Here is a 23899-nt window from a genome sequence, read left to right as displayed (position 1 = left end):
CGTCATACGCACTCCGAGTGAAAGAGAGACCGCGCCGGATCGGTGACGAATGGACTGTCGATATCGGTGTCGTGTATGGATCAACGAGGCGTTGCGATGTGACAACCGGCGTGTGCGGCGAGGGGAGAGAGGGTGGCCGTCGACTCAGTCGACGAAGTCGATGTCCTCGCCCTGGGCGGGTTCGGGCTGGACGGCGTCCTCGTCGTCGGGCCGGCCGTAGATCTGCGGTGACTCGACGCCGGTGACGACGATCATCGTCCGCATACTGCCCTCGAGGCTCTCGTCGATCGAGGTCCCCCAGATGATGCGGGCGTCGGGGTCGATCCGGTCGTAGATCTCCTCGACGACGCCTTCGGCCTCTTCGATGGCCATGTCGTTGCCGCCGGTGACGTTGACGAGGGCGGAGCTCGCACCCGAAATGTCGACGTCCAGCAGCGGCGAACGGAGGGCGGTCTTGACCGAGTCCTCCGCTTTCGCCTCCGAGTCGGATTCGCCGAGCCCGATCATCGCGACGCCGCCGCGCTCCATGACGGTGCGGACGTCGGCGAAGTCGAGGTTGACGAGGCCGGGTTTCGTGATGAGTTCCGTGATGCCCTTCACCGAGCGCATCAGCACCTCGTCGCTGACCTTGAACGCCTGCCGGACGGGGAGTTTCCCCACCGAGTCGAGCAGGCGGTCGTTGGGAACGACGATGACGGTGTCGCTCACGTCGCGCAGGCGCTCGAGGCCCGCTTCGGCGTTCGTCCGCCGAACTTCACCCTCGGCGGTAAACGGCGTCGTCACGATCGAAATCGTCAGCGCGCCGGCCTCGCGAGCGGCCTTGGCGACGACGGGGGCGGATCCGGTCCCGGTTCCGCCGCCGAGGCCGGCCGTGACGAAGACCATGTCGGAGCCGTCGATGGCGTCGTAAATATCCTGTTGACTCTCGAGGGCGGCCTCCTCGCCGACCTGCGGGAGCGACCCGGCCCCGCGTCCGCCCGTTTTCTCCTCCCCCATCAGGATCTTGGTGTCGGCGTCGATCTCGACGAGGTGCTGGACGTCCGTGTTGGCGGCGACGAGCTTCGCGCCGTGGATGCCCTCCTCGTGCATTCGGTTGATGGTGTTGCCGCCGGCACCGCCGCAGCCGACGACCGTGATGTCGGTCTGGAGGTCCTGCAGGACGTCTTCCAGTTCGTCGTCGGTCATCGTTCCCGTCTGATGCCCGTCTTCCGGGCCGCCGTCTGCCGATCCGCCACCCTGTGGCGCGGCGTCGTCGGGGCCGTGGCCTCCCCGTCCTCGGCCTCGTCGATCGCGTTGTCGATTATGGAGTCCATTCTTGGCCCTGTCTAAACAATGGAGCATAATTACCTTTCCCCCACACGTCAGACGGATGTCTGACACGTTAATTTATTCTTATGTGTCTGAATGAATGGAAGATGGATTTGAAGGAGGATACCTAATAACTACGTATTACTATCGTTTTTCGCACCTATCAAGTCGGAAATCGCCGCGTCCGTTCGGTCGTAACTCTCTCGGGACTGACCGTTTCCCCGTCGACGGTGACCGACTCGCCGTCGGCGAGTGCGCCGAACTTCGGTCCCTCGGGAACGCCGACCTGGTGTGCCAGCGCGGGGTCGAACGCCGTCTCCTCGGCCACGACGGCGTCGTCCTCGATCGTCACCGCATCGTATTTCTCCTCGAGTACGCCAGCCAGTTCCGCGATGATCGCCGTCCGGCGGTCGCTCGAGTCGGTGTCATCCCCGATTTCGCCGTCGACAGTAGTATCGGGGACCGCCGCCCGCGAACCGACGCGACTCCCGCCGTTATCCGTCGCGAAGGCGACGGTGTTCGCCTCGACGATTTCACGGACGCGATCGGGGTCGATCCCTTGTGCAGTACTCACGAGATCGGCTGGCAGCCCGATGAGGGTGACCGACTCCGCGAGCCGGTCTCCGAAGCGGATCCCGTCGTCGACGGCCCCCAGTTCGGACTCGACCGCGTCGACGACCGCAAGCGGGCGGTCGTCGACCTCGCGAAGCCACGTCTCGCTCACGATGCGGCAGTCGAGGTCCGCGAGCGTCTTCTCGAGGACCGGCCACTCCCCGTCCAGCAGCGCGATGTCGGCGTTGCTGGCCTCGAAGGCCCGCTCGAGGACCGCTCGGTGGGCCGTCGGATGCCCCATCGCCTCGAGCGCCCAGTCGGCCGCGACGTGGCCGACCGCCCACGCCGTCTCGCGGACGACCCGTCCGAATCGCGGCGCGTAGTGGTTGCCGCCGAAGCCGACGACCTGTCTGGATCGATGTGGGTCGACGGTTCGCAACTCGAGGATGGCGCGCGCCACGGCGTCGGCACCGGCGGGATCGTCCCACTGCTCGTCGCCGCTGCCGAGTTCCGCGAACAGCGACGGGCAGCCCACTTCGGAGGGGCCGTGGTGCGTACACTCCATTCCAACGTCGTACCGCTCGGGGGCGTATTCGTCGAACGCCTCGAGCAGCCGATTCAGCGCGTTCGGCGCGGCCTCGGCCAGCGCGTCGGACTCGCCGCCGAACTCGGCCGGGCCGAAATTGCCCGTGAAGTGGCCCGTCAGTAGCGCGCCGGTGTCCCCCGAGTGCCGGGAGGCGAAGACGAGCAGGTCCGGGTCGCAGTCGAAGGCGTCGGCGGGGCGCTCGAGGTCGATGTGTAACTCGTCGGACGAGCGGAGTTCTGCCCCGTCGGTCCGGTAGTACGTGCCGCCGCCGTCGGCCGCCGGGAGGTCGTCGTCGGTCAGTTCCGTCCAGTCGGCGCGCTCGCGGAGGCACCGGCAGATATGCTCCGAGGCGCGGTCGGCACGGCTTTCGACGATCGCGATCACGGGAGGGCATCGGTGCCGGGCCGACGAATAGCCTGCGCTTTCGACGGCGGCGATACTACCTGTAGTAGCCACTGAAACGAGTTACACACTGATCACAACGCAGTCGTACGATCAGGTGTGCAGTGACTTTCAGTAGCTACTATATCGACCATTCCCCGTCGGAACGAGTGCGGTCGAATCGGTTCGTCCAGGCGTGCTACTCACCATCGGTCGTTCACTACCCGAATTATAGTCAGCTACCCGTTTCACGCCAGAATTTTCCTCCCAGAGAGAGTGTACAAATTCCGATTCCGAGAAATCCGATCGTCTCGCCCCACCTCGGAAATATAAGATCGAACTGGAGTGTGAATACGGCAAATAGCAGTACTGCAATCCCATACAGCAGTATCAGATCGATGGCTTCCATCTGTGATAGACACTCTGTCTTGAATGAAATTTTTTAAATACGGTTGTATTAAAACCATCTGGTTTGGTCTTCCCTCGACTCGCTTCCGGACGATATGCCATCCTTTCGACCGCTGATCAGGCACCGGCAACCGGCCCGAGGCCGGGGTAACGAAATGAGAGACAGCGGATCGATCGGCCGATCATCTTCCCGGACTGTCATCGACACCGGGCTGTTGACGCCGTCACCGGCGGCGATACCGAAATCGGGGAAATACCCGCAGCAACGGCTACCCGTAGCTTTTCGTGTGTGGCGGTAACATATAACGTATACAGCTGGTCAATCAATGACCGAGAACACGTCGAACGAACCGACCCGCACCGAAGCCGGAGATCGGTCGGGCGATTTCAATCTCGACATCGAAGATCTGAGTTCGCTCACCGGCGATTGCGCTATCGTTCCCTTCGACGCCGACGGACGCGTCACCGCGTGGAACGCGGGGGCGCGTCGACTCGTGGGGTACGAGGGGGAGACGATCGTCGGCTCTCACTATCGGACCGTCTTCCCGCCGGACGACTGCGACGACGGACGGCCGGAGCGGGTGCTCGAGCGGGCGCGATCCGAGGGAACTGCCGAAACTGATGGGTGGCGCGTCCGGAGCGACGGGAGCCGGTTCTGGGCTCGCGACGTGATCGCGGCGGTCCGGGAGGGTGACGAGGTCGGCGTCCCGGCCGATCGTTCGGACGCCGATCTCCGGGGGTACGTCTGGGTCGTCCACGACCGAACCGAGGAGCGCGAGCGGATTCGGGAACTCCGGGAGGAGAAGGCCTTCGCCGAACACGTCTTCGAGGCGCAACCGGACATCGTCTACGCGTTCGACGCGACGGGCAATCACCTCGAGTGGAACGATCGGTTGGTGGCGGTGACGGGCTACACAGAGTCGGAACTGGCCGAGATGGCCCCGCTCGAATTCATCGCACCGGACGATCAGGACCGAATCGCCGCGGCGATTCAACGCGTTCTCGAGGAGGACGAGTACGTGACCGCCGAAGCCGACCTCCTGACGAAGGACGGTCGTCGGATCCCCTACGAGTTCAACAGCGCCCGAATCATCGATGACGACGGCGATGTCCTCGGCTTTACCGGGACCGGCCGCGACATCAGCGAGCGCAAGGCCCGTGAGCGCGCGCTTCGCGAGGAGAAAGCGTTCACCGAGAGCATCCTCGAGGCGCAACCGGACCTGCTCTACGCGTACGACGCCGAGGGAAACCTGATCGAGTGGAACGATCAGTTCGAACGCGCGACGGACTACGAACCGGACGAACTCGCGGGCCTCGATCCGCTCACGTTCATCGCACCGGAAGACCGCGAACACATCGGCGACGCGATCGAGCGCATCCTCGAAGATGGAGAGCGCGTCACCGCCGAAGGGAAGATCCTCACGAAAGACGGCCGGCGAATCCCCTACGAGTTCAACAGCGCCCGAATCACCGACGACGACGGTACCGTGCTCGGCTTCACCGGCGTCGGCCGAGACGTTCGCGAGCGCAAGGCCCGCGAGCGCGAACTCGAGCGCCTGGAACGACTCAATACGGTTATTCGGACGATCGACGAGACGATGGTCGCGGCCGATACGCGCGACGAAATCGAAACCGCGATCGTCCGGGAGTTCGCGTCGACCGACGCGTACCGGTTCGCGGTCATCGGCCGAGCCGACACCGCGGCGGCGACCGACGGGGGCGCGTGGGAGCCCGTGGCCTGGGCTGGGATCGACGCCCAGTCTGCGTCCGTTCTCTCGTCGTTCGTCGACCCGCCGGCCGACGCGGACGGCGCGCCGGTGCTCGAAACCCGCACCGTCCAGCGGTATCGGTCCCTCAGTGAGAGCCCGGTCGAGACGTGGCGACACCACGCCGACGAGGAGGAGTACGGCTCCGTCGCCGTCGTCCCGGTCGTCGCGAGCGATCGGTCCCTCGGCGCGCTCGTGATCGCCGCGGACGAGCCGTCGGCCTTCGCCGACCGCGAGCGGGAGGTGCTCCAGGAGTTCGGGGGAACGATCGGCCACGCGATCAACGCGATGACGCTCCGCCGGCTCCTCTATCAGGACACCGTCATCGAACTCGAGTTCGAGTCGACCGATCGGGGCGATGCCTGTATCAGACTCTCGGACGAGCTCGGTTGTACGCTGTCGATCGACCACGTGTTGCCGCTGACCGACGGGGTGTTCGTCTACTATATCACCGCGTCCGACGCCGATCCCGAACGCATCCGCGAGGTCGCTCGCGACGACGACGCGTTCGCGGAACTGCGGCTCATCGACGCCGGCGACGAGAGCTATTGGGAGTGCGTCGTCCGCGGATCGACGATCACCGATTACCTCGCGGACTACGGCGCACGCCTGCAATCGCAAACGATCCGCGACGGTGTCGCCGATCTGACGGTCCAGGTCAGCCCCAATGCGGACCTTCGCGAACTCGTCGATCGGATCACGTCGACGTACCCCGACAGTCGACTCCGCTCGAAGCAAACCGTCGAGCGACCGGTCGAGACGCGCGGCGACTTCCGGCGAACCGTCGAGTCGATGCTGACCGACAAACAGCGCACGGCTCTCGAGGCGGCCTACCACGGCGGCTACTTCGTGTGGCCGACGCGAAACAGCGATGCGTCCGAGGTCGCGGATCGACTCGGCATCGCCCGACAGACCTTCCACCAGCACCTCAGAGTCGCACAGGCGAAGCTCCTCTCGGCGTATTTCGATGCGACCGACTGACGACCACTGCCGGATACCAGAGCATGCTGGTACACTCCTTTCCCCCGCCCGTTGTCTCTATCGGGCAATGAGTGCACCCCCATCCGCCGAACTGACGACGGCGCTGGACGTCCTCGCAGCGCCGCGACGGCGATACCTGCTCGCGACGCTACTCGAGCGCGAGGATACGACTTCGGTCGACCGCTCGTCGGCGTCGAAACGGTTGTCGATGGAGCGACTCGCGATCGATGTCACGACCGTGGAACACGACTGTCCGATCGTCACCAACGAGCAGTACGAGCGCGTCCACACGGACCTGATCCACGCCCACGTTCCGCGGCTCGTCGACGCCGGACTCGTGACCCGACGCACCGACGGTGGCGAAACGACTGTCGCCCTCGCGGAGCACCCCATCTTCGAGTCCGAGTGGGTCCGTTCCCTCCTCGCCGATCCGACCGGCGAAACGCTTCCCGTCGACGAGACGACGGTCAACCGGACCCTCGAGGCCCTTCGCGATCCGCGTCGCCGAACCGTCTGTGCCGTCCTCTCGAGGCGGCGCGGAACCGTCTCCGTCACCGATCTCGCCGCCGCGGTCCTCTCGCGAGAGGGCGGCGACGGGACGCGGCTCGTCGACGTCACCGAGCCCGAGTGTTCCTCCGTCTCGGCGGCGCTCGTCCACGAGCAGCTCCCGGTACTGTCCGACGCGGGTCTCGTCGAGTACGACGCCGAGGCGGCGCGGGTCGCGCTCGCGACCGATGCACCGCAGTGGCGGATCGACTGGCTGACCGAGGGGCCACTCGCCGACGTTGCGGATCCCGTCCGCCGTCCCGCCCGACGAAATCGCCGTTCCGACTCGAGCGGTACGTCAGACGGGGCGACGACCGAGTCGACGGCCGCGGACGCGCCGGCCCCGACGGCGTCAGCGGCGAACGGCGATCGGATGCTGTGGACGCTGGCGCGGCCGCGAGCCGAACGAGCCGCCGGCGGCGAATCGTCGTCTCCGCGGGAGGTCGCGAGCCTGCTCGGCGAGTCGTCGGCCGCGAGCGAGCAGCAGGACGGACCGTCGACGTGAACGCCGAAATGCGGTCCCGCGCTCGCTCCCTCGATCACGGAACGAGAAGGAAGATAAATCCGACGTAGCCGACGACGAGGATCGCGCCATCGACCCGCGTCAGCCGCCGACCGTACCACATCATCCCGACCAGCGCGACGGTGAACGCGACCATGATCGGGAGCTCGAACCGGAGCGTCGACGGTCGGACCTCGATCGGTGTGATCAGCGCCACGACCCCCAGCACCGCGAGGACGTTGTAGATGTTCGAGCCGACGACGTTGCCCACGGCGAAGGCCGTTTTGCCACGGACCGCGCCCACGACCGAGGCCGCCAGTTCCGGGAGCGACGTGCCGAGGGCGAGCACCGTCAGACCGATGACGAGATCCGAGACGCCGAGCGCGGACAGCAGGCTCGTCCCGCCGGCGACGAGCCACCGCGAACCGACGACGAGCGCGACCAGCCCACCGACGACGAGCGCGATGTCTCGCACGGACGCCCCCGACGCCGCGTCGGGTTCGTCGACCATCGGCGGGGACTCCCCACTGACGGAGTACAGGATACCCGCCGTGAACCCCGCGAGGACCAGCAGGAAGACCATCCCTTCGAGGCGACCGATCCGTCCGTTCGCGCCGAGGGCGACCAACAGGATCGCCGCGAGCACCATCACGGGAACGTGCCGCCGGAGCACCCGGTCACTGATCTGCAGCGGTTTGATCAGCGCGGAGATCCCGAGCACCAGTCCGATGTTCGCGATGTTCGAGCCGACGACCGTGCCGAGTCCGACGTCGCTCGAAACGTTCAGCGCGCCGATCGTCGAGACGAACAGTTCCGGCGCGGTCGTCGCGAACGCGATGACCGTCACGCCGACGGTCGCGGCCCGGAGCCCGATCCCCAGCGCCAGCCGCCCCGCGCCCGCGACCAGCAACTCGGCACCACCATAGAGGGCGACGATCCCGCCCGCCACCAAGAGGAGATCGAGCGGGGTTCCGGAGAGCATGGCACCGGTTACTCGAGAGGGGTGTAAAAACGACGCGAAACGGACCGTCGTTCGTGTGTCCAGCCCGTTCGAACGCCGTGGAAGCCAGACCGGTTATGGTCCTGCCGCGTCGAGTGACAGGAAACGATGGCTATGGACGTTTACGGTTTACTCGGCAATCCGGTCGGTCACTCGCTGTCGCCGCCGATGCACGAGGCCGCGTACGACGAACTCGGGCTCGAGGCGCGCTACGTGACCTTCGAGCCCGACGAAGACGAGATCGACGACGCGATCCGGGGGGCCGACGCGCTCGGGATCGCTGGGCTGAACGTGACGATCCCGTTCAAACAGGACGCCCTCGAGATCGTCGCCCCCGAGGATCTGGCGACCCGGATCGGCGCGGTCAACACGATCGACTTCTCGGGGTCGGGTCCGCCGACGGGGTACAACACCGATGCCGTCGGCACGTTGCGCGCGTTGCGCGCTCACGACGCTCAGATTGAGGGTGCGCGAGCGGTCGTCGTCGGCGCCGGCGGTGCCGGCCGAGCGGCCTCCTTCGGTCTCGCCGACGCCGGCGCGACGGTCGCGATCGCCAACCGAACCGAGTCGACGGCCCGCGACCTCGCGGCCGAGGTGCCCCGCGCGACCGACCACGGGCTCGGCGAACTCGACAAACTCGTGGCCGACGCCGACGTGCTGGTCAACGCCACGAGCGTCGGAATGGAATCGGCCGAGACGCCGGTCCCCGCGGACGCGCTCCACGACGAGTTAACCGTCCTCGATGCGGTCTACACCCCGATCGAAACGCGGCTCCTGCGCGATGCGGCCGCCGCCGGGGCGACGACCATCGACGGCGCGTGGATGTTGCTCTATCAGGGCGTCGAGGCGTTCGAGATCTGGACGGGCCGGGACGGACCTGTCGATGTGATGAACAGCGCGCTTCGATCGCGACTGTGAGCCGACGCGGTGTCTGCGGCCGCCGGTGTGTCAGTATCAGGCGAATTTAAGTGGTGGAACCGTCTACGACGAGATAATGGCAATCCTCCAGAAACTGAAGTCCCTGTTGGGGTTAGACGAGTCGGAGTCGGAGCGCGGGGGCACTCGAGAGGTCGGAGTAACAGTCGAACGGGAAGGGACGGCGGACGACGGGACTGCCGCCGACGCAGATCGAGACGAAACGGTCGGCGACGCGAATGTCGAGCCGACGCAGTCGGCTGCGACCGGCTTGCAGAGGGACGACTCGACGGAATCGTCAGAATCGACGGACTCGACGGAATCGTCAGAATCGACGGACTCGACGGAATCGTCAGAATCGACGGACTCGACGGAATCGTCAGAATCGACGGCGGCGGAGTCGGCCGACACGAGTGACGAATCGCCCGTCGAAGAAGCCGAACCCGACGTAGCGACGGAACCCGAGCCTGACGCGGAGACCGCCGACAGCGAGCTGACACCCGAATCGACCGCGGCAGCCGAGGCCGAGGCTGACACGGGGGACGCCGAATCCGAGACGGTCGACGACATCGAATCCGAACCGGAATCAGTGGGCGAGTCGGAATCAGAGGCTGAATCCGAATCCGAACCCGAACCCGAATCCGAATCCGAACCCGAACCCGAACCGGAGACGGACGCCGAACTCGAAGAGACCAACCCGGAACCCGTCGTCGAGATCAAGGGAATCGGTCCGGCCTATGCCGACCGCCTCGCCGGCGCGGGCGTCGATACCATCGGCGAACTCGCCGTCGCCGACGCCGCTGAACTGGCCGAACAGACCGACATCTCCGAGACGCGAATCCAGGGCTGGATCGATCGTGCCGAAGTCAGATAACTGACGGCACGTCGCCCGTTACACTTCCCCTCCGCCCTCTCTTTTCACTCTCTGCTGCGAACCCCGATTTCCGCGTCAATTTCGACCGTTCGCGGCGTCAGTTTCCGGCGCTATTCTGTGCCCCGAAACCGCAAGATGATTACCCCAGCCCTCCTCCCGGGGGACATGAGCGATCCGCGCGTCGTGACGACGCTCGATTCGTTTCGCGCCGCCGCTCGCGACCGCGAACGCGGTGGGTCGGAGACGGACCGCGCCGCGTCGCCGCCGACCGCCGGACGCCGCGTCCCCGTCGAGGCCCGCGTGTCCGTCGCCGATCCGTTTCTCGCCTACCGGCGAGCACGCGACGGTGACGGCTCCGCCTTCCTCGAGACGACCGGCGGCCAGCCCGGCTGGGGGTACTTCGGCGTCGATCCCGTCGACCGGCTGACCGTCGGTCCCGACGCCGTGACGCGAACCCGTAACTCGGAGCAGTCGCCGACGCTCGCCGCACTCGAGGGCCTGCTCGCGAGCGATCGGCTCGCCCGCGGAGACTGCGACGTGCCCTTTCCCTGCGGGGCCGTCGGCTGGCTCTCCTACGACGCGGCCCGCGAACTCGAGAGCCTGCCCGACGCCGCGGTCGACGACCGGGGGCTTCCCCGACTCGAGGTCGCGGTCTACGATCGGTTCGCGGCCTGGGAAGTGCCGGCAAACGGCGATGTGACGCTCCGAATCACGGCCTGTCCGCGGATCGGCGATCCCGACTCCGACTCTCCTTCCGACTCCGATCCCGAGAGCGAGGCGGAACCGACCGATACCGCCCTCGAGGCGGCCTACGAGCGCGGCCGCGACCGAGCGCTCGAGCTCGCCGAGGCCGTCCGCGACGGTGATCCCGGAATCGGGGAGCCACCCGTCTCGAGCCCGGAAGCGACGTTCGAGAGCGACTGCGGTCGGGAGGCATTCGCCGATCGCGTGCGGCGGGTCAAAGAGTACGTCCGCGAGGGCGACACCTTTCAGGCGAACGTCTCCCAGCGGCTGGTCGCGCCCGCCGCGGTCCACCCCGTCGCTGCCTACGACGCCCTGCGGCGTGTCAATCCGGCACCCTACTCCTGTCTGCTCGAGTTCCGGGCGGCCGACCTGGTGAGCGCGAGTCCCGAGTTGTTACTTGAGCGCGAAGGCGAGTTCGTCCGAACGGAGCCCATCGCCGGCACCCGCCCGCGCGGCGAGACGCCCGAGGCGGACGCCGCGCTCGAGGACGACCTGCTCGCCGACGAGAAGGAACGCGCCGAACACGCCATGCTGGTCGACCTCGAGCGCAACGACCTCGGGAAGGTCTGTGCGTACGGCTCCGTCGCGGTCGAGGAGTACCGTCGGATCGACCGCTACGCCGAGGTGATGCACCTCGTTTCGAACGTGACCGGCCGGTTGCGCGACGACGAAACGCTGGCCGACGCCGTCGGGGCGGTCTTCCCGGGCGGGACGATCACCGGCGCGCCCAAACCGCGGACGATGGAGATTATCGACGAACTCGAGGCGACCCGGCGCGGGCCCTACACGGGCAGCGTCGGCATCTTCGGCTTCGACGGGCGGGCCACGCTCAATATCGTCATCCGGACGCTGGTCCGCCACGCCGAGGAGTATCACCTGCGGGTCGGCGCGGGGATCGTCCACGACTCCGACCCGGTCCGGGAGTACGACGAGACCCTCGACAAGGCTCGCGCGCTCATCACCGCGGTCGACGAGGCGTTAGGCGAGCGGGCCGAACTGGGACTCGAGGGCGGCGGTGATTCGAATGAATGAGTGCGCGCCGGTCGACGAGACGCGGATCCTCGTCATCGACAACTACGATTCGTTCGCCTACAATCTCGTCCAGTACGTGGGCGAAATAGCGGACGAGGTGATCGTCCGGCGCAACGACGCGATCGACCTCGCGGGCGTTCGCGACCTCGAGCCGACCGGCATCGTCGTCTCGCCGGGGCCGGGAACGCCCGACGCGGCCGGAATATCGATCCCGCTGTTCGCCGAGACGGCGTACCCGATTCTGGGGGTCTGTCTCGGCCATCAGGCCCTCTGTGCGGCCAACGGCGCGCCGGTCGTCCACGCGCCCGACGTCGTCCACGGCAAGCCCTCGACGGTCGAGCACGATGGCGACGGGATCTTCGCCGCGTTGCCCGAGACGTTTCAGGTCGGGCGCTACCACTCGCTGGCGGTCGACCGCGCTGACCTCCCCGATTCGCTGCTCGAGACGGCGCAGACGATCGACGAGCGCGGCGTCCTGATGGGGGTCCGCCACCGCGAGCGGCCCCACGTCGGCGTCCAGTTCCACCCCGAGAGCATCCTGACGCGGGGTCACGACGACGCGGCCGGCGGCGACGGCATCTCGTTGCGAGTCGGGAAGCGCATGATCGCCAACTTCTGTCGGTTCGCCGCGGAGGCGACGGCGGCGGAGGAGACACGAGATGACTGACGGCGACGACCGACTCTACCACGTCGACGGCGACCTCGTCCCCGCCAGCGAGGCGACCGTCAGCGTCGATGACCGCGGATTCCGGTACGGCGACGCCGCCTTCGAGACGCTGCGGGCCTACGGCGAAACGGTGTTCGCGTGGGAGCGCCACCTCGAGCGCCTCGAGCGAAGCTGCGAGCACCTCTCGCTCGAGCACGGCCTCGCCGCGAGCGACCTCCGCGAGCGGATCGACGAGACGCTGGCGGCCAACGACCTCGCGGACGCCTACGTCCGGCTGTCGATCACCCGCGGCGTCCAGCCGGGGAAGCTCACGCCCCATCCCGACGTCGATCCGACGGTCGTGATCTACCCGAAACCGCTTCCCCGCGGCGGGCTCGAGGGAGAACCCGTCTGGGACGGCCCGGCGACGGTGCGGACGGTCGAGACGCGGCGCGTCCCCGACGAAGCGATTCCCGCCGCGGCGAAGACGCACAACTACCTCAACGGAATCCTCGCGCGGACTGAACTGCGCGCCGAGGGCGGAGACGCGGACGGAGCCGCGACGGCCGACGAGGCGCTCATGTGCGACCTCGAGGGCCGCGTCGCAGAGGGCGCGACGAGCAACCTGTTTTTCGCCCGCGACGGCAGGCTCCACACGCCGACGACCGACGGGGACGTGCTGCCCGGGATCACCCGCGAGATCGTCCTCGAACTCGCTCGCGAGGCCGGGCTGTCGGTCCGCGAGGGGCGCTACGAGTCGGCCGACGTGCTCGAGGCCGACGAGGCGTTTCTCACGAACCGCACGTGGGAGCTCCGACCGATCGCGGCCCTCGACGGGCGGGAGATCGGTGGCGGTCCCATAACAGAGCGACTCTCCCGGCTGTACGACGAGCGCGTCGAGCGCCTGTGTTACGAGTGACGCACTCGAGAAGACCGGGGTCCGTCTCGCAAACGCAGCTGTTCCCGTCAGCGCTCGGGTTCGACGGCCGTTCTATCCGGCTCAGTCGATGTAGTCGGTGCATCGATCAGTTTGCGCTCCGTCCCCGACAGCTCGAGGGCGAACTCGTTCCCGAACGCCGACGCCGGCGTCTGGAAGCCCGCGGAAATCCGTCCCCTGCCCTCGAGGACCCGTTCGGCGGCCGTCACCGCGGACTCGGCGGTCAGTGCGTACGGGTTCGGTGTTCGAAGGCGGGCCCGCGCCCGCCGACCGGTGGCATTGTCGGTGGCCTCGCCCCAGACGACGGCGCTGCCGGCCGCGAGTTGTCGTTCGTCGGGGCCGTCGAGACGGGCGTCGATCAGCCGCTTCAGCAGTCCCTCGACGCGCCGGCGCTCGAGGAGCCATCCCAGCGAATCGACGGCCGACAATCCCCTCGTCGCCCACGACGGCGCGGCGGCGTAGACCTCGATCGACTCGATACCGGTGGTGTGGGCCGCGGTGACGACGTCACCCCACGGAATCGTGACGGCATGTTCGGGCCCGTCGCCGAAATCTATCTCGCGCGTCCGGAAGGCGGTCGGCACCCGAATGAGCCGCCCGTTCCGGCGCACGACGCCGCCGCTGCCGAGGTGCTCGACGAGCGTTTTGGCGGTGCCCCGTGAGAGCCCGCCGCCGCCCTTGATTCCGAGCCGCAACTCGTCGGCCTCGGGGAGTTGCTCCGCGAGAAAGGCAGCCAAACAGTCCGACGGCACGACGTCGAAGCCGACGCCGGGTAGGAGGGTACAGCCCGCATCTCGAGCTGGGGCGTCGCGCTGGCGGAGACACTCGAACACCGAGAACTCGCCCGTGATATCCAGATAGTCCGTGTTCGTCTCGAGACAGGCCGTAACCAGCGCCTCGGCGGTGTCGACGAACGGGCCCGCACAGTTCAGGACGGCGTCGAAACTCCCGAGCTGTGCGGCCGGATCACCCGACTCGAGGTCGAACGTCCGCCCCTCGACACCGAGTTCGTCGCTCTGTTCGGCGACCGCGCGACCGTCGCGGCCGGCGACGACGGGTGAGCCGCCGCGCGCGACGGCTTCACGTGCGATTAACCGTCCCGTGTAGCCGTAGGAGCCGTAGATGAGAAGGGAGTCCATAGGCGCCGTTCGTCGGAGAGGGGGTTAAATCTCAGTCAGACATGTGCCACTCAGTGTCGTAACGTTCAGGACCACCGACCGGTAACGGACGCGGTAATGGACGCAGGACGGATCACGGCGCTGTCGGACGTGCCCGACGATTCGACGGTTTGCTTTCGCGTGACCGACGAGTCGGGCGAGAAACGGGAAGCGATTCTCGTCACGAACGGCGTCGCAGCGACGGACGGCGGGGAACGCGCCGAGGACACGACGGACGACGAGTCGGTCGCCTGCTGGCTGAACTACTGCCAACACCTCACCCACATCAAACTGGATAAGGGGTCGGGCGCGCCGATGCGAGACGGCGAACTCATCTGTGCGAACCACGGCGCGTACTTCGAGGCCGACTCCGGCCACTGTACCTACGGTCCCTGCGAAGGCGCCTATCTCACTGACCTCGCAGTTACCGTCTCCGAGGGCGACGTCTACCTGACCGACGAGGACTACGAGTTCGTCGGTCTCGGCCCGATAGAAAGCGACGACCTCGACCGGGCCTCGAGTTCGAACGTCGAGTTCTAGTCGGCGTTCTCGTCGACCGATGACGGGAGTCGGGGGACGATCGAATATCGTAGCCACTGAACGTCACTGCACACCTGATCGCACGATTGCGTTGCGATCAGTGTGTAACTCGTTTCAGTGGCTACTATCGGTGGCGTGAAATCGGATAGCCCCGGGTAACCGACTGTGTGCTGGCTATCAGGGGTTCTAAGAGAGCCCGTTCGGAGTGACCAGATCCCGTTCCTGATCGTACTCGAGCAGGCCGGCGTCGACCAGCCGTGGGAGGTGATCGTGGTAGAGCGAGAGATAGACTTTCTGGACCTGTTCAGCGGGAATGTCCGCCACGTTGTGTCCCGTTTCACGGATCGCCACCTCCTCGGCCGCGTCCGGCAGCGTCAGTTCCTCGCCGTAGGTGTGCAGGACTGACAGGAGGAGTCGCCGACGCTGATCGGCGAGGAGTGCGAACGCGTCGTCGAGCGTTTCGGCCGATGCGTCGGGTGCGTCGTCTTCGTCGAGCCAGTCGAACGCTGCCCGTACGAACTCGATGGGGTCTCGCTCCGGGGGGGATCTGGAAGTCATGTGTGCTCCGTGCTGTGCCGTTCTCGGGCGAACGTGGCGAAAACCGACCGATAGGCGTTTCATCGGCCCGTGACGCCGCCGTTCGCTCGAGGGTTCCTATCGGGTTCTCGCCTGCACCCTAAATATTAGTGTCGAATCCGGCTGACAATTGTCACTATCACTGGACAATCGGGAGCCGGTGACAGTCTGGAACCTCACTCGATCGTGAACGTCGGCTCGTCGATGGACTCGCTCTTGCAGTCGGGACACCGCGAGGGCAGGTTCAGGAGGTCGTCGTAGTCATCGAACCCGCAGTCTCGACACGTCGGCGGCGCGACGAGCAGTTGCTCGTCCGTTCCGTCGACCGACTTCGAGACGTGTTCGACGTGACGGACTATCGCGTGCGGCGTCAGATCGAGTCGAACGGCCAGCTCGCTTGGCGTCGCCGGCTCCTCGCGGAGCGCGTCGGCGAGTTTCTGCCGCGTCGTTTCGTCGGCCTCGCGCATACGTTTGCTCAAACGGCGCTCGCGCTTTTATACCATCGGACGAGAGTCGCCCACGCTCGGTCCCGAGACCGGTCAAGATCTTATGAAAGGGCAAGTGACTTAGACCCCGCAGGTGAACACCGGCCCATGAAGGCCGTCGTCCTTGCAGGCGGGTACGCGACGCGAATGTGGCCGATTACCAAACATCGGCCGAAGATGTTCCTTCCGATCGGCGAGTCGACTGTCATCGATCGCATCTTCGCTGAACTCGAGGCGGACGACCGGATCGACGAGGTCTACGTCAGCACGAACGAGCGCTTCGCCCCCGACTTCGAGGCTCACCTCGCTGACAGCGAGTTCGACAAGCCCCGACTCTCGGTCGAGGAGACGACCGAGGAAGACGACAAGTTCGGCGTCGTCGGGGCGCTCGCGCAACTGATCGACCGCGAGAACGTCGACGACGATCTCCTGGTCATCGCCGGCGACAATCTGATCAGCTTTGCGGTCTCTGACTTCCTCGATTACTTCGAGGACCACGACGCCCCCACCCTCGCCGCCTACGATGTCGGCTCCCGCGAGAAGGCGAAATCCTACGGCCTGGTCGAGCTCGAGGGGGACCGCGTCGTCGACTTTCAGGAGAAACCCGACGATCCCAAGAGCACACTCGTCTCGATCGCCTGCTACGCGTTCCCCCGCCAGTCGCTGGATCTGCTCCCGACCTACCTCGAGGACGGCAACAACCCCGACGAGCCGGGTTGGTTCGTCCAGTGGCTGCAGAATCGCGAGGCCACCTACGCCTACACCTTCGAGGGCGCGTGGTACGACATCGGCACCCCCGAGAGCTATCTCGATGCCGTCTCCTGGCACCTCGACGGCGAGTCGCTCGTGGCCGACTCGGTGACGCTCGAGGACACCTCGATCGGCGAGAACGTCCACGTCATGGGCGACGCCACGCTCGAGGGAACGTCCCTCGAACACACGGTGATCTTCCCGAACGCGACGGTTCGGAACGGCGACATCCGCCGCTCGATCATCGATCAGGGGACCCACCTCGAGGACCTCGACCTCGCCGGGGCGCTCATCGGCGCGCACACGACGATCACGAACGGCGCGGAGCAATAACGCTGTTTTCTGACGGACCGGCGTCGGCGATACAGCTATCAGTCCCCCGTATGATATGTGTGGTGAGACGCATGTGTCCCGACCAGGCGGTCCGGACGGTCCTCGAGGCGTACGCCGACGGCGTGCCCCACGCGGAACTCGCGCGAGACTTTCTCGAGTATCGGCGCTGGAGCGGCGATGAACCGCTGTTGCTCGTCGCCGAGGCCGCCGCCGCGTCGACCGGACAGGGGTTCGTCGACGGGATCAAACCGACCGTCGAGCGGTTTCGCGACGCGTTCGTCGCGACCGATCGGGTCGACTCGTTCGCGGCGCTGGCCGCTCTCGACCGCGAGGACGAGGCCCTCGTCGCGGCGCTGGGCGCGCAGCGAAAGCGAGAGGTCCTTCTCGAGATCGCTCGCGCCCTCGCTGACCGGCCGGAAACAGACGATCTCGCGGCGCTCGTGGGATGGGCCGCGACGGCCGACCACTACCGCTACGACGAGGAGCCGATCGGCTCGATCTCCGGCGTCGGTCTCGCCACGTTTCAGTACCTGCGCCAGCTCGCCGGCGTCGACACGCCCAGACCGGATCCGACGGCCGAACGGCTGCTCGAGGCCGTCGACGCCGATCTCGAGGACTCGCCGATCGACACGTCGACGAACCGCCGGACGATCGCCTCCTGCGAGTGGCTCGCGTTCGTCTCCGACTACGGCCCCCTCGAGATCGACCGGATCGCGTGGTGGACGGCCACCGAGCCCGCGGATCGCGAGGCGATTCTCGAGGCCGCCCGTAACTGACTTCCTCTTTACCGATCGTTCAGTACAAGAAAATCACGTATCACGCCGAACCGGCCAACCGTCTGCGGTGGCGCGCGCTGTCGGCCATCCGAGTGCTAACGAGGGTGGCCGGCGATATTGCGCGAGGGATGAGCGAACGAAGTGAGCGTTAGCGCGGAACCTCTGGTTCCGCGAACCATGCGAATAGTGCGAGACCGGAGGTCTCGCATACCATGCGAACGGCGGCGGAGCCGCCGTGAGCAGACGGACGCTGCGCGCCCGTGAGCAGCAATCGGCTGGGGAGGGCGTGGCGATTCCCTGGTGCCACGATAGCAGGACGCTTTGTCTCACCCGATTTCCATCAGTTACCCACTTCTATCACATCTCGAACAGCACAACTGTATCGCCGGCTTGTCACCGGAGTCACTCCACAGAACTAGTCCACTGGCTCCTTCGACCGCCGTGAGATCCGCGACCCTCGAGGCATTTTCTACCCCGTGGCTGGTTCACTTGAGGGGAGCAGTCCGCTCGTCCGGGTAATTTCGTCTCGGAGAACCGGCATCATGACACGTCACGCGAGATGGTCCGACCCCCCTAGCTTTACCGGGTTCCGGACGACTGCTCGCCTATGCTCCGCACTGAACGCCGCGTTCGAACGGCGGATTCGAAGCCGTCGGCGACGTCGGGTTCGCTGTCCGTCGCGCTCGCCTCTCCCGCGAGCGGCGACGAGACGCGCCCGCCGGTAACGGCCGCGGGTGATCTCGCGTGATCGCAGACCGGGATCGTCTCGCGTCGACCGCGGCTCGCGAGGTCGCGCTCGAGTGTCTCGAGGCCGGGATCGAGGCCGGCCATCCGCGAACGGTTGTCCGCAACGCCGTCTCGCTCGAGGGGGAGACCCTCCGCATCGCGGACGCAACCTACGACCTCGGCGAGTACGAGGAGATTGTCGTCCTCGGCGGCGGCAACGCTGCGGCACACGTCGCCGTGGCGCTCGAGACGATTCTGGGCGATCGGATCGACGGCGGCGTGGTCGTCACGGACGACCCGGTGGAAACCGAGCGCGTCGCGGTTCGCGAGGGGGACCATCCCGTCCCGAGCGAGCGCGGCGTCGACGGGACGCGGGACGTGCTCGAGGCGGCCGACGCGGCGACCGACTCGACCCTCGTGCTGGCGGCGATCACCGGCGGTGGAAGCGCGCTCATGCCCGCGCCCGCGGGAGACGTCTCGCTCGAGGCCCTCCGGACGACCACCGACGCCCTGCTCGCGAGCGGGGCCGACATCGGCGAGATCAACGCGGTCCGCAAGCACCTCTCGGCGCTGAAGGGCGGGCGGCTGGCTCGCTGCGCCGCGCCCGCGACGGTCGCCTCGGTAGTCCTGAGCGACGTCGTCGGGAACGACCTGAGCGTGATCGCGAGCGGTCTCGTCGCGCCCGACGCGTCGACGTTCGACGACGCGCTCGCGGTCCTCGAGCGCTACGGAATCGACGCGCCCGAGGCCGTTGTCGGTCACCTCGAGCGCGGCGCGGCCGGCGAGAGAGCCGAAACGCCGGGTCCCGACGACCCCGTCTTCGAAACCGTCTCGAATCACGTCGTCGCCGACGGGATGACGGTGCTCGAAGCGGCCCGAGACGCGGCGGCCGATCGGGGCTACGAACCGCTCGTACTCTCCTCGCGCGTTCGCGGCGAAGCCCGCGACGCCGCGACGACCCACATCGCGATCGCGGAGAAAGCGCGGGCCACCGGCACACCCGTCTCACCGCCGGCCGTGCTCCTCTCCGGCGGCGAGACGACGGTGACGGTCCGGGGCGACGGGACGGGCGGTCCGAACCAGGAGTTCGCGACGAGCGCGGCGCTCGAACTCGAAGACGGCGGAGATGCGAACGAAAACGAGGGGGGAATCACGATCGCCGCGGTCGACACCGACGGGATCGACGGCGCGACCGACGCGGCCGGCGCAGTGGTCGACGAGACGACGGTCGAAGACCCCGATACAGCGCGCGAGGCCCTCGCCGAGAACGACGTGTACCCGTACCTCGAGTCACGGGACGGGTTGATTCTCACGGGGCCGACCGGGACGAACCTGAACGATCTGCGGGTGCTGGTCGTCGGCTAGCGGGTCAGTTCCAGGGCTCCGCGTCCACCGTGAGCGCGTCGATCACGCGACAGGCGTTCTTCGAGAACGCACGGCGCAGCAGATCCTCCGAGACGTCGAGGGTGAGGATCTCCATGACGGCGACGTTGGGGTGGCAGGCGGGCGCGCCGCTTCCGAAGAACACCCGGTCGGGGTGCTCGCGGAGCGCGCGCTCGAGTTGCTCGCGATACCGGACGAAACTCGTCTCGAGGTAGCAGTCGTCGTACTCGTCGAGCAGGTCGATCATCTCGTCCATCAGCGAGCGGTTCAGAGGGTGGCCGCCGAAGCGGCCGACGACGACGGGGAACGAGCGCTCGAGGAGGGTCTCGGCGAGCGTTTCGGGGGGTGCGTCGACGCCGCCGCGGACGATCACCGGGAGGTCGACGTCCTCGAGCGCCGCGAGGACGTCGTCGTCGGGATAGTCGTCGATAGCGGGGTCGAGGACGAACCCGTGAAAGCGGTCGTCGTACGCGTACTTCTCGATGTCACTCGGCGACGTGTGACGGTCCTCGCGACGACTGACGGCGTTGCGGAGTCGACCGGTCGCGTTCCGGCCCGGCGTCTGGGAGCCGTTGATCCGGGCGACGGCCACGAACGGTCGGTCGACGCTGCGCCTGGCGACGCCATTGTTCGGCGCGATGTAGCTCGTCCCCGATCGCGACGGGGGGTAGACGATCGATCCGGTGATCCCCGCCTGGTGCATCTCCCGCTCGAGTCGATCGGCCGTGATCGTTCGGCTCCGGGGCCCCCCGCTGCCGTCGGCCGCCGGCAGCCGCGTCGCGACGTCGACGACGCGAAACCCGTGTTCCAGCTCCAGCATTCACAGGTGTGTTCCGAGGCGACCCATATTTCCCTACCGGCTCTCGCCGCTACCGGCCTGTCGACGGTTCACACGCGCAATCGCCAGACGGAACGGCGGTAGGAGGGAAAGAATTATATAGAAGTGCTGACGACATGGTTAGTGAGGATCAACGATGGCACAACAGCGACGCATGGGTGGGCAGCCCATGTTCATTATGAGCGAGGATAGTCAGCGAACGCAGGGCCGGGACGCGCAATCGTCCAACATCATGGCCGGCAAGGCCGTGGCCGAGTCGGTACGGACGACGCTCGGGCCCCGCGGTATGGACAAGATGCTCGTCGATTCCGGCGGGGACGTCGTCATCACAAACGACGGCGCGACCATTCTCAACGAGATGGATATCGAGCACCCCGCGGCCCAGATGATCGTCGAAGTCGCCGACTCCCAGGAGGAGGAAGTCGGTGACGGGACGACGACCGCCGCGGTGCTCGCCGGCAACCTGCTCGGCGAGGCCGAGGACCTCATCGAGCAGGACGTCCACGCGACGACCATCGTCGAGGGCTACCACGAAGCCAGCGAGATCGCCCTCGAGGCGATCGCCGAGCAGGTCAACGAGGCCGACGTCGACGACGAAATCCTCCGGCAGGTCGCCGAATCGTGCATGACCGGCAAGGGAACCGGCGGTCTCACGGCCGAATCGCTGGCCGAGACGGTCGTCGAAGCGATCCGTCACGTGGACACCGACGAGGGCGTCGCACGCGACAACATCACCGTCCACACGCAGGTCGGTGCCTCCTCGAACGCGACCGAACTCGTCCCCGGCATCATCGTCGACGAGGAACCGGTCCACGACGGGATGCCTACCGAGATCGAGGACGCGTCGATCGCGATTCTGGACGTCGAACTCGGCGTCCGCACGGGCGACGTCGATGCCGAGTACGCCATCGACTCGATCGACCAGCTCAACGCCGCCATCGACGCCGAGGAAGGCGAACTCGAGGGCTACGCCGAGACCGTCGCCGAGAGCGGGGCGGACGTCGTCTTCACCACCGAAGACGTCAACGACCGCGTCGCCAACTCCCTCGCCAACGAGGGCATTCTCGTCTTCGAGGGCCTCGGCGACAGCGACGCCCGACAGGTCGCCTCCGCGACCGGCGCTCGCCGCGTCGGCGACCTCGAGGACCTCGAGGACGCCGACTTCGGCTCCGCCGACCGGATCCACACCGAGCGCTTCGGTGACGACGATCTCGCGTTCGTCGAGGGCGGTGCGGCCGCCGAGACGGTCACCGTCTTCGTCCGCGGCGGGACCGAACACATCGTCGACGAACTCGAGCGAGCCATCGGTGACGCGCTCGATGTCGTCGCAACGGCGCTGGAATCCGGCGAAGTCGTTCCCGGTGCAGGCGCAACCGAGATTGCGATCGCGGACAAGATCCGCGAGGAAGCCGCCGGCATCGAGGGCCGCAAGCAACTCGCCGTGACGGCCTTCGCCGACGCGGTCGACATCATCCCCCGGACGCTCGCGGCTAACACCGGCCGCGATCCCATCGACGTGCTCGTGGATCTCCGTGCGGGCCACGAGTCCGAAGGTCGAGCCGGTCTGATCACCAGCGGTGACGAGGTTACGATCGACGATCCCTTCGAGTACGGCGTCATCGACCCCGCCGACGTCAAGCGCGAAGCCGTCGAGAGCGCAACCGAAGCCGCGACGATGATCGCCCGGATCGACGACGTCATCGCCGCCGAATAACGTCGCTGTTCGCGGCAGTCGTTTCGTTTTTCGCCCGTTTTCGATGTCTCAGATCCGTAGCGACGGAGCAATGTCAGATGGCCATCAGTGTTAAGTGTTACCAAACGAAATTCCGGGATAGCATGTCCGGAACTGCTCCGAGAGAGAACCTGCGGCCGATCGGAACGACGAGCGATCGGACCGTCTACTACGACGAGGATCGGGGCACCTACCACACGTGGTGTGAAGACGGCGCGTACGAGCCGGTGAGTACCGCCCTGCTCATGACCGTCTCGTCGGTCCTCGGCGTCGAACCCCACGACCTCGAGGCGCTCTCGGAGTGCATCGAGCCGGACGCGTTGAACGCGCTATTCATCCACTGGCGTGGCGACGAGCCCCGCGTCGGTGACGGCTCTATCTCCTTTACGTTCTCGCAATGTTCCGTGACCGTGCGTTCGGACGGAGAGATCGTTATCGACCCGACGCGACAGCAGGGTACACCGGCGGGCGACTGACGGTCGCGCCAGCGGGGACTGACGAGGACGACTACCGGAGACGCCGGCGGGCGACTACCGGAGACGACTCGAGTCGCGGATCGCGGTCACAGTTCGGTCAGTCGCTGTCATTCTCGGTCGGCTCGAGGACGACTCGATCGCCGGGCTCGAGACCGAATGCGTCGTCGCCGCGGCCTCGATTGACATCGAGTTCGACGTAGCCGTGGCTGCCGACGGTCGCCAATCGCTCTCCGGCGGGGACGGCCGCGAACGTCACTCCGACCGGGACGGACTGGCCGTTCGCCAGGATCCGGTCTCGCCCGTCGAGAGACGATCCGGGAACGTTCGTGATGACGTTCCCGAACCCGTCGACCACCAGCACCTCGCCGATCGCTCGCCCGCCCTCGAGTTCGGCCGCCGGAAGTTCGAGGTCGACGGCCCAAGTGCCGGACTCGAGGCACTCGAGCGAACCGAGCGAGTCGATTTCGGCGTCGTGAACCGCGGCGGCGGCGGGGGCGAAGACGTCCCGTCCGTGGAACGTAGTACTCCGGGTTGTCGACGCCCGTTCGCTCGAGTCGGCCGTCGAGTCCGCCGGCGTCGTCGGTTCGACGGGGCCGATCTCCCGTTCGTCGATCAGCGCGGTCTCGAGTCCCTCCTCGCCGGCGAGTCGCCGAGCGGCGGGAAGCAAGACGCCGTTGTCCGGCCCGACGAGCGCGTGGTCGCCGGCGCGAACGACCAGCGCGTTCCGATCGGTACCGACGCCCGGATCGACGACGACGAGGTGGGTCGCGGGCGGAAAATACGGCAATACCTCTCGGAGCCAGAAGGCCGCCGTTCGAACGTCCTGCCGGGGGAAATCGTGGGCCACGTCGACCAGTCTGGCGTCCGTTCGCTGCAGTATCACTCCTTTCATCGCCGCGGGGTACGGCGTGCCGAAGTCCGACGAGAGCGTGATCATGATCGTCGCTAC

The 23899-nt window shown here is 66.8% G+C and carries 22 protein-coding genes and 1 pseudogene; 14 read left to right on the top strand and 9 right to left on the bottom strand.

What is annotated here, in order from left to right; translation table 11 throughout:
• Positions 1-144: 144 nt before the first annotated feature.
• The 3 genes and pseudogenes from ftsZ to CP556_RS25790 form a co-directional block, all read right to left on the bottom strand.
• A pseudogene (gene ftsZ, locus CP556_RS04135) lies at positions 145-1313 on the bottom strand (cell division protein FtsZ).
• 158 nt (positions 1314-1471) lie between these two features.
• Positions 1472-2830 carry a D-aminoacyl-tRNA deacylase gene (locus tag CP556_RS04130; protein ID WP_098724474.1) on the bottom strand — a complete coding sequence of 453 codons (1359 nt, stop codon included), beginning with the start codon at positions 2828-2830 and terminating at the stop codon, positions 1472-1474.
• Between the two features lie 232 nt (positions 2831-3062).
• A complete protein-coding gene (locus tag CP556_RS25790) occupies positions 3063-3236 on the bottom strand; it encodes a hypothetical protein (protein ID WP_176548117.1) in 174 nt (57 codons plus the stop codon).
• Between the two features lie 325 nt (positions 3237-3561).
• Here CP556_RS25790 and CP556_RS04125 point away from each other — a divergent pair, with 325 nt between their 5' ends.
• Both CP556_RS04125 and CP556_RS04120 read left to right on the top strand, forming a co-directional pair.
• A complete protein-coding gene (locus tag CP556_RS04125; RefSeq protein WP_098724473.1) occupies positions 3562-5982 on the top strand; it encodes a PAS domain S-box protein in 2421 nt (806 codons plus the stop codon).
• A 67-nt stretch (positions 5983-6049) separates the two neighbouring features.
• Positions 6050-7033 (top strand): DUF7344 domain-containing protein, encoded by a 984-nt coding sequence (locus CP556_RS04120; RefSeq protein WP_098724472.1) that lies wholly within the window; start codon positions 6050-6052, stop codon positions 7031-7033.
• Positions 7034-7067: 34 nt separating this feature from the next.
• On the opposite strand, the gene CP556_RS04115 is transcribed toward CP556_RS04120, so the two are convergent.
• On the bottom strand, positions 7068-8012 hold the full coding sequence (locus CP556_RS04115) for a calcium/sodium antiporter (protein ID WP_098724471.1): 945 nt from the start codon (positions 8010-8012) through the stop codon (positions 7068-7070).
• A gap of 132 nt (positions 8013-8144) precedes the next feature.
• Here CP556_RS04115 and CP556_RS04110 point away from each other — a divergent pair, with 132 nt between their 5' ends.
• From CP556_RS04110 to CP556_RS04090, 5 genes are all read left to right on the top strand, one after another.
• A complete protein-coding gene (locus CP556_RS04110; protein WP_098724470.1) occupies positions 8145-8948 on the top strand; it encodes a shikimate dehydrogenase in 804 nt (267 codons plus the stop codon).
• Between the two features lie 76 nt (positions 8949-9024).
• Complete coding sequence (locus CP556_RS04105; protein WP_098724469.1) at positions 9025-9819, top strand: helix-hairpin-helix domain-containing protein; 795 nt, start codon at positions 9025-9027, stop codon at positions 9817-9819.
• A gap of 165 nt (positions 9820-9984) precedes the next feature.
• Positions 9985-11595 carry an anthranilate synthase component I family protein gene (locus tag CP556_RS04100; RefSeq protein ID WP_098724468.1) on the top strand — a complete coding sequence of 537 codons (1611 nt, stop codon included), beginning with the start codon at positions 9985-9987 and terminating at the stop codon, positions 11593-11595.
• Positions 11588-12262 (top strand): anthranilate synthase component II, encoded by a 675-nt coding sequence (locus CP556_RS04095; RefSeq protein WP_098724467.1) that lies wholly within the window; start codon positions 11588-11590, stop codon positions 12260-12262. The genes CP556_RS04100 and CP556_RS04095 overlap by 8 nt, the downstream gene beginning before the upstream one ends.
• Positions 12255-13160 carry an aminotransferase class IV gene (locus CP556_RS04090; RefSeq protein ID WP_098724466.1) on the top strand — a complete coding sequence of 302 codons (906 nt, stop codon included), beginning with the start codon at positions 12255-12257 and terminating at the stop codon, positions 13158-13160. Before CP556_RS04095 ends, CP556_RS04090 begins: the two co-directional genes overlap by 8 nt.
• A 47-nt stretch (positions 13161-13207) precedes the next feature.
• Here CP556_RS04090 and CP556_RS04085 read toward each other — a convergent pair whose 3' ends face one another.
• Positions 13208-14317 (bottom strand): saccharopine dehydrogenase family protein, encoded by a 1110-nt coding sequence (locus CP556_RS04085; RefSeq protein ID WP_098724465.1) that lies wholly within the window; start codon positions 14315-14317, stop codon positions 13208-13210.
• Positions 14318-14413: 96 nt separating this feature from the next.
• Between CP556_RS04085 and CP556_RS04080 the strand changes: the two genes are divergently transcribed.
• Positions 14414-14875 (top strand): Rieske (2Fe-2S) protein, encoded by a 462-nt coding sequence (locus CP556_RS04080; RefSeq protein WP_098724464.1) that lies wholly within the window; start codon positions 14414-14416, stop codon positions 14873-14875.
• Positions 14876-15061: 186 nt separating this feature from the next.
• Here the strand turns inward: CP556_RS04080 and CP556_RS04075 are convergent, their stop codons facing one another.
• Together CP556_RS04075 and CP556_RS04070 are read right to left on the bottom strand one after the other, a co-directional pair.
• On the bottom strand, positions 15062-15433 hold the full coding sequence (locus CP556_RS04075; protein ID WP_098724463.1) for a DUF7344 domain-containing protein: 372 nt from the start codon (positions 15431-15433) through the stop codon (positions 15062-15064).
• 194 nt (positions 15434-15627) lie between these two features.
• The gene (locus CP556_RS04070) at positions 15628-15918 is read right to left on the bottom strand and encodes a transcriptional regulator (protein ID WP_098724462.1); all 291 of its coding nucleotides are present in this window, start codon (positions 15916-15918) and stop codon (positions 15628-15630) included.
• A 126-nt stretch (positions 15919-16044) separates the two neighbouring features.
• Between CP556_RS04070 and CP556_RS04065 the strand changes: the two genes are divergently transcribed.
• The 4 genes from CP556_RS04065 to CP556_RS04055 all read left to right on the top strand — a co-directional run bounded on the left by CP556_RS04065 (position 16045) and on the right by CP556_RS04055 (position 19886).
• Complete coding sequence (locus CP556_RS04065) at positions 16045-17019, top strand: nucleotidyltransferase family protein (RefSeq protein ID WP_098724461.1); 975 nt, start codon at positions 16045-16047, stop codon at positions 17017-17019.
• A 71-nt stretch (positions 17020-17090) separates the two neighbouring features.
• Positions 17091-17795 (top strand): ATP-binding cassette domain-containing protein, encoded by a 705-nt coding sequence (locus CP556_RS04060; protein WP_098724460.1) that lies wholly within the window; start codon positions 17091-17093, stop codon positions 17793-17795.
• A 607-nt stretch (positions 17796-18402) separates the two neighbouring features.
• On the top strand, positions 18403-18543 hold the full coding sequence (locus tag CP556_RS25785; RefSeq protein WP_176548116.1) for a hypothetical protein: 141 nt from the start codon (positions 18403-18405) through the stop codon (positions 18541-18543).
• A complete protein-coding gene (locus CP556_RS04055; protein ID WP_098724459.1) occupies positions 18540-19886 on the top strand; it encodes a glycerate kinase type-2 family protein in 1347 nt (448 codons plus the stop codon). The genes CP556_RS25785 and CP556_RS04055 overlap by 4 nt, the downstream gene beginning before the upstream one ends.
• Before the next feature lie 4 nt (positions 19887-19890).
• Here the strand turns inward: CP556_RS04055 and CP556_RS04050 are convergent, their stop codons facing one another.
• Entirely contained in the window at positions 19891-20724 is an 834-nt protein-coding gene (locus CP556_RS04050) for an amidohydrolase family protein (protein ID WP_098724458.1), read from the bottom strand.
• 187 nt (positions 20725-20911) lie between these two features.
• On the opposite strand from CP556_RS04050, the gene thsA reads away from it, so the two are divergent.
• Positions 20912-22456 (top strand): thermosome subunit alpha, encoded by a 1545-nt coding sequence (thsA, locus tag CP556_RS04045; protein ID WP_098724457.1) that lies wholly within the window; start codon positions 20912-20914, stop codon positions 22454-22456.
• A 122-nt stretch (positions 22457-22578) separates the two neighbouring features.
• Positions 22579-22950, top strand: coding sequence for a HalOD1 output domain-containing protein (locus CP556_RS04040; protein WP_098724456.1), 372 nt, complete (start codon positions 22579-22581; stop codon positions 22948-22950).
• Positions 22951-23047: 97 nt separating this feature from the next.
• Here CP556_RS04040 and CP556_RS04035 read toward each other — a convergent pair whose 3' ends face one another.
• Positions 23048-23887, bottom strand: coding sequence for an SAM hydrolase/SAM-dependent halogenase family protein (locus tag CP556_RS04035; protein ID WP_098724455.1), 840 nt, complete (start codon positions 23885-23887; stop codon positions 23048-23050).
• Positions 23888-23899 lie beyond the last annotated feature (12 nt).

This window comes from Natrinema sp. CBA1119, assembly GCF_002572525.1.
GTDB lineage: Archaea > Halobacteriota > Halobacteria > Halobacteriales > Natrialbaceae > Natrinema.
Note: the sequence above shows the minus strand (reverse complement) of the source record. Positions and strands in the feature narration are given on the sequence as shown.

Coding starts and splice junctions, on each gene's coding strand:
- thsA (WP_098724457.1), top strand. CDS start 20,912: ATGTTCATTATGAGCGAGGATAGTCAGCGAACGCAGGGCCGGGACGCG.
- CP556_RS25790 (WP_176548117.1), bottom strand. CDS start 3,236: ATGGAAGCCATCGATCTGATACTGCTGTATGGGATTGCAGTACTGCTA.
- CP556_RS04060 (WP_098724460.1), top strand. CDS start 17,091: ATGTGTCCCGACCAGGCGGTCCGGACGGTCCTCGAGGCGTACGCCGAC.
- CP556_RS04115 (WP_098724471.1), bottom strand. CDS start 8,012: ATGCTCTCCGGAACCCCGCTCGATCTCCTCTTGGTGGCGGGCGGGATC.
- CP556_RS25785 (WP_176548116.1), top strand. CDS start 18,403: ATGCTCCGCACTGAACGCCGCGTTCGAACGGCGGATTCGAAGCCGTCG.
- CP556_RS04065 (WP_098724461.1), top strand. CDS start 16,045: ATGAAGGCCGTCGTCCTTGCAGGCGGGTACGCGACGCGAATGTGGCCG.
- CP556_RS04070 (WP_098724462.1), bottom strand. CDS start 15,918: ATGCGCGAGGCCGACGAAACGACGCGGCAGAAACTCGCCGACGCGCTC.
- CP556_RS04075 (WP_098724463.1), bottom strand. CDS start 15,433: ATGACTTCCAGATCCCCCCCGGAGCGAGACCCCATCGAGTTCGTACGG.
- CP556_RS04080 (WP_098724464.1), top strand. CDS start 14,414: ATGGACGCAGGACGGATCACGGCGCTGTCGGACGTGCCCGACGATTCG.
- CP556_RS04100 (WP_098724468.1), top strand. CDS start 9,985: ATGAGCGATCCGCGCGTCGTGACGACGCTCGATTCGTTTCGCGCCGCC.
- CP556_RS04050 (WP_098724458.1), bottom strand. CDS start 20,724: ATGCTGGAGCTGGAACACGGGTTTCGCGTCGTCGACGTCGCGACGCGG.
- CP556_RS04120 (WP_098724472.1), top strand. CDS start 6,050: ATGAGTGCACCCCCATCCGCCGAACTGACGACGGCGCTGGACGTCCTC.
- CP556_RS04110 (WP_098724470.1), top strand. CDS start 8,145: ATGGACGTTTACGGTTTACTCGGCAATCCGGTCGGTCACTCGCTGTCG.
- CP556_RS04085 (WP_098724465.1), bottom strand. CDS start 14,317: ATGGACTCCCTTCTCATCTACGGCTCCTACGGCTACACGGGACGGTTA.
- CP556_RS04095 (WP_098724467.1), top strand. CDS start 11,588: ATGAATGAGTGCGCGCCGGTCGACGAGACGCGGATCCTCGTCATCGAC.
- CP556_RS04105 (WP_098724469.1), top strand. CDS start 9,025: ATGGCAATCCTCCAGAAACTGAAGTCCCTGTTGGGGTTAGACGAGTCG.
- CP556_RS04040 (WP_098724456.1), top strand. CDS start 22,579: ATGTCCGGAACTGCTCCGAGAGAGAACCTGCGGCCGATCGGAACGACG.
- CP556_RS04125 (WP_098724473.1), top strand. CDS start 3,562: ATGACCGAGAACACGTCGAACGAACCGACCCGCACCGAAGCCGGAGAT.
- CP556_RS04090 (WP_098724466.1), top strand. CDS start 12,255: ATGACTGACGGCGACGACCGACTCTACCACGTCGACGGCGACCTCGTC.
- CP556_RS04035 (WP_098724455.1), bottom strand. CDS start 23,887: ATGATCACGCTCTCGTCGGACTTCGGCACGCCGTACCCCGCGGCGATG.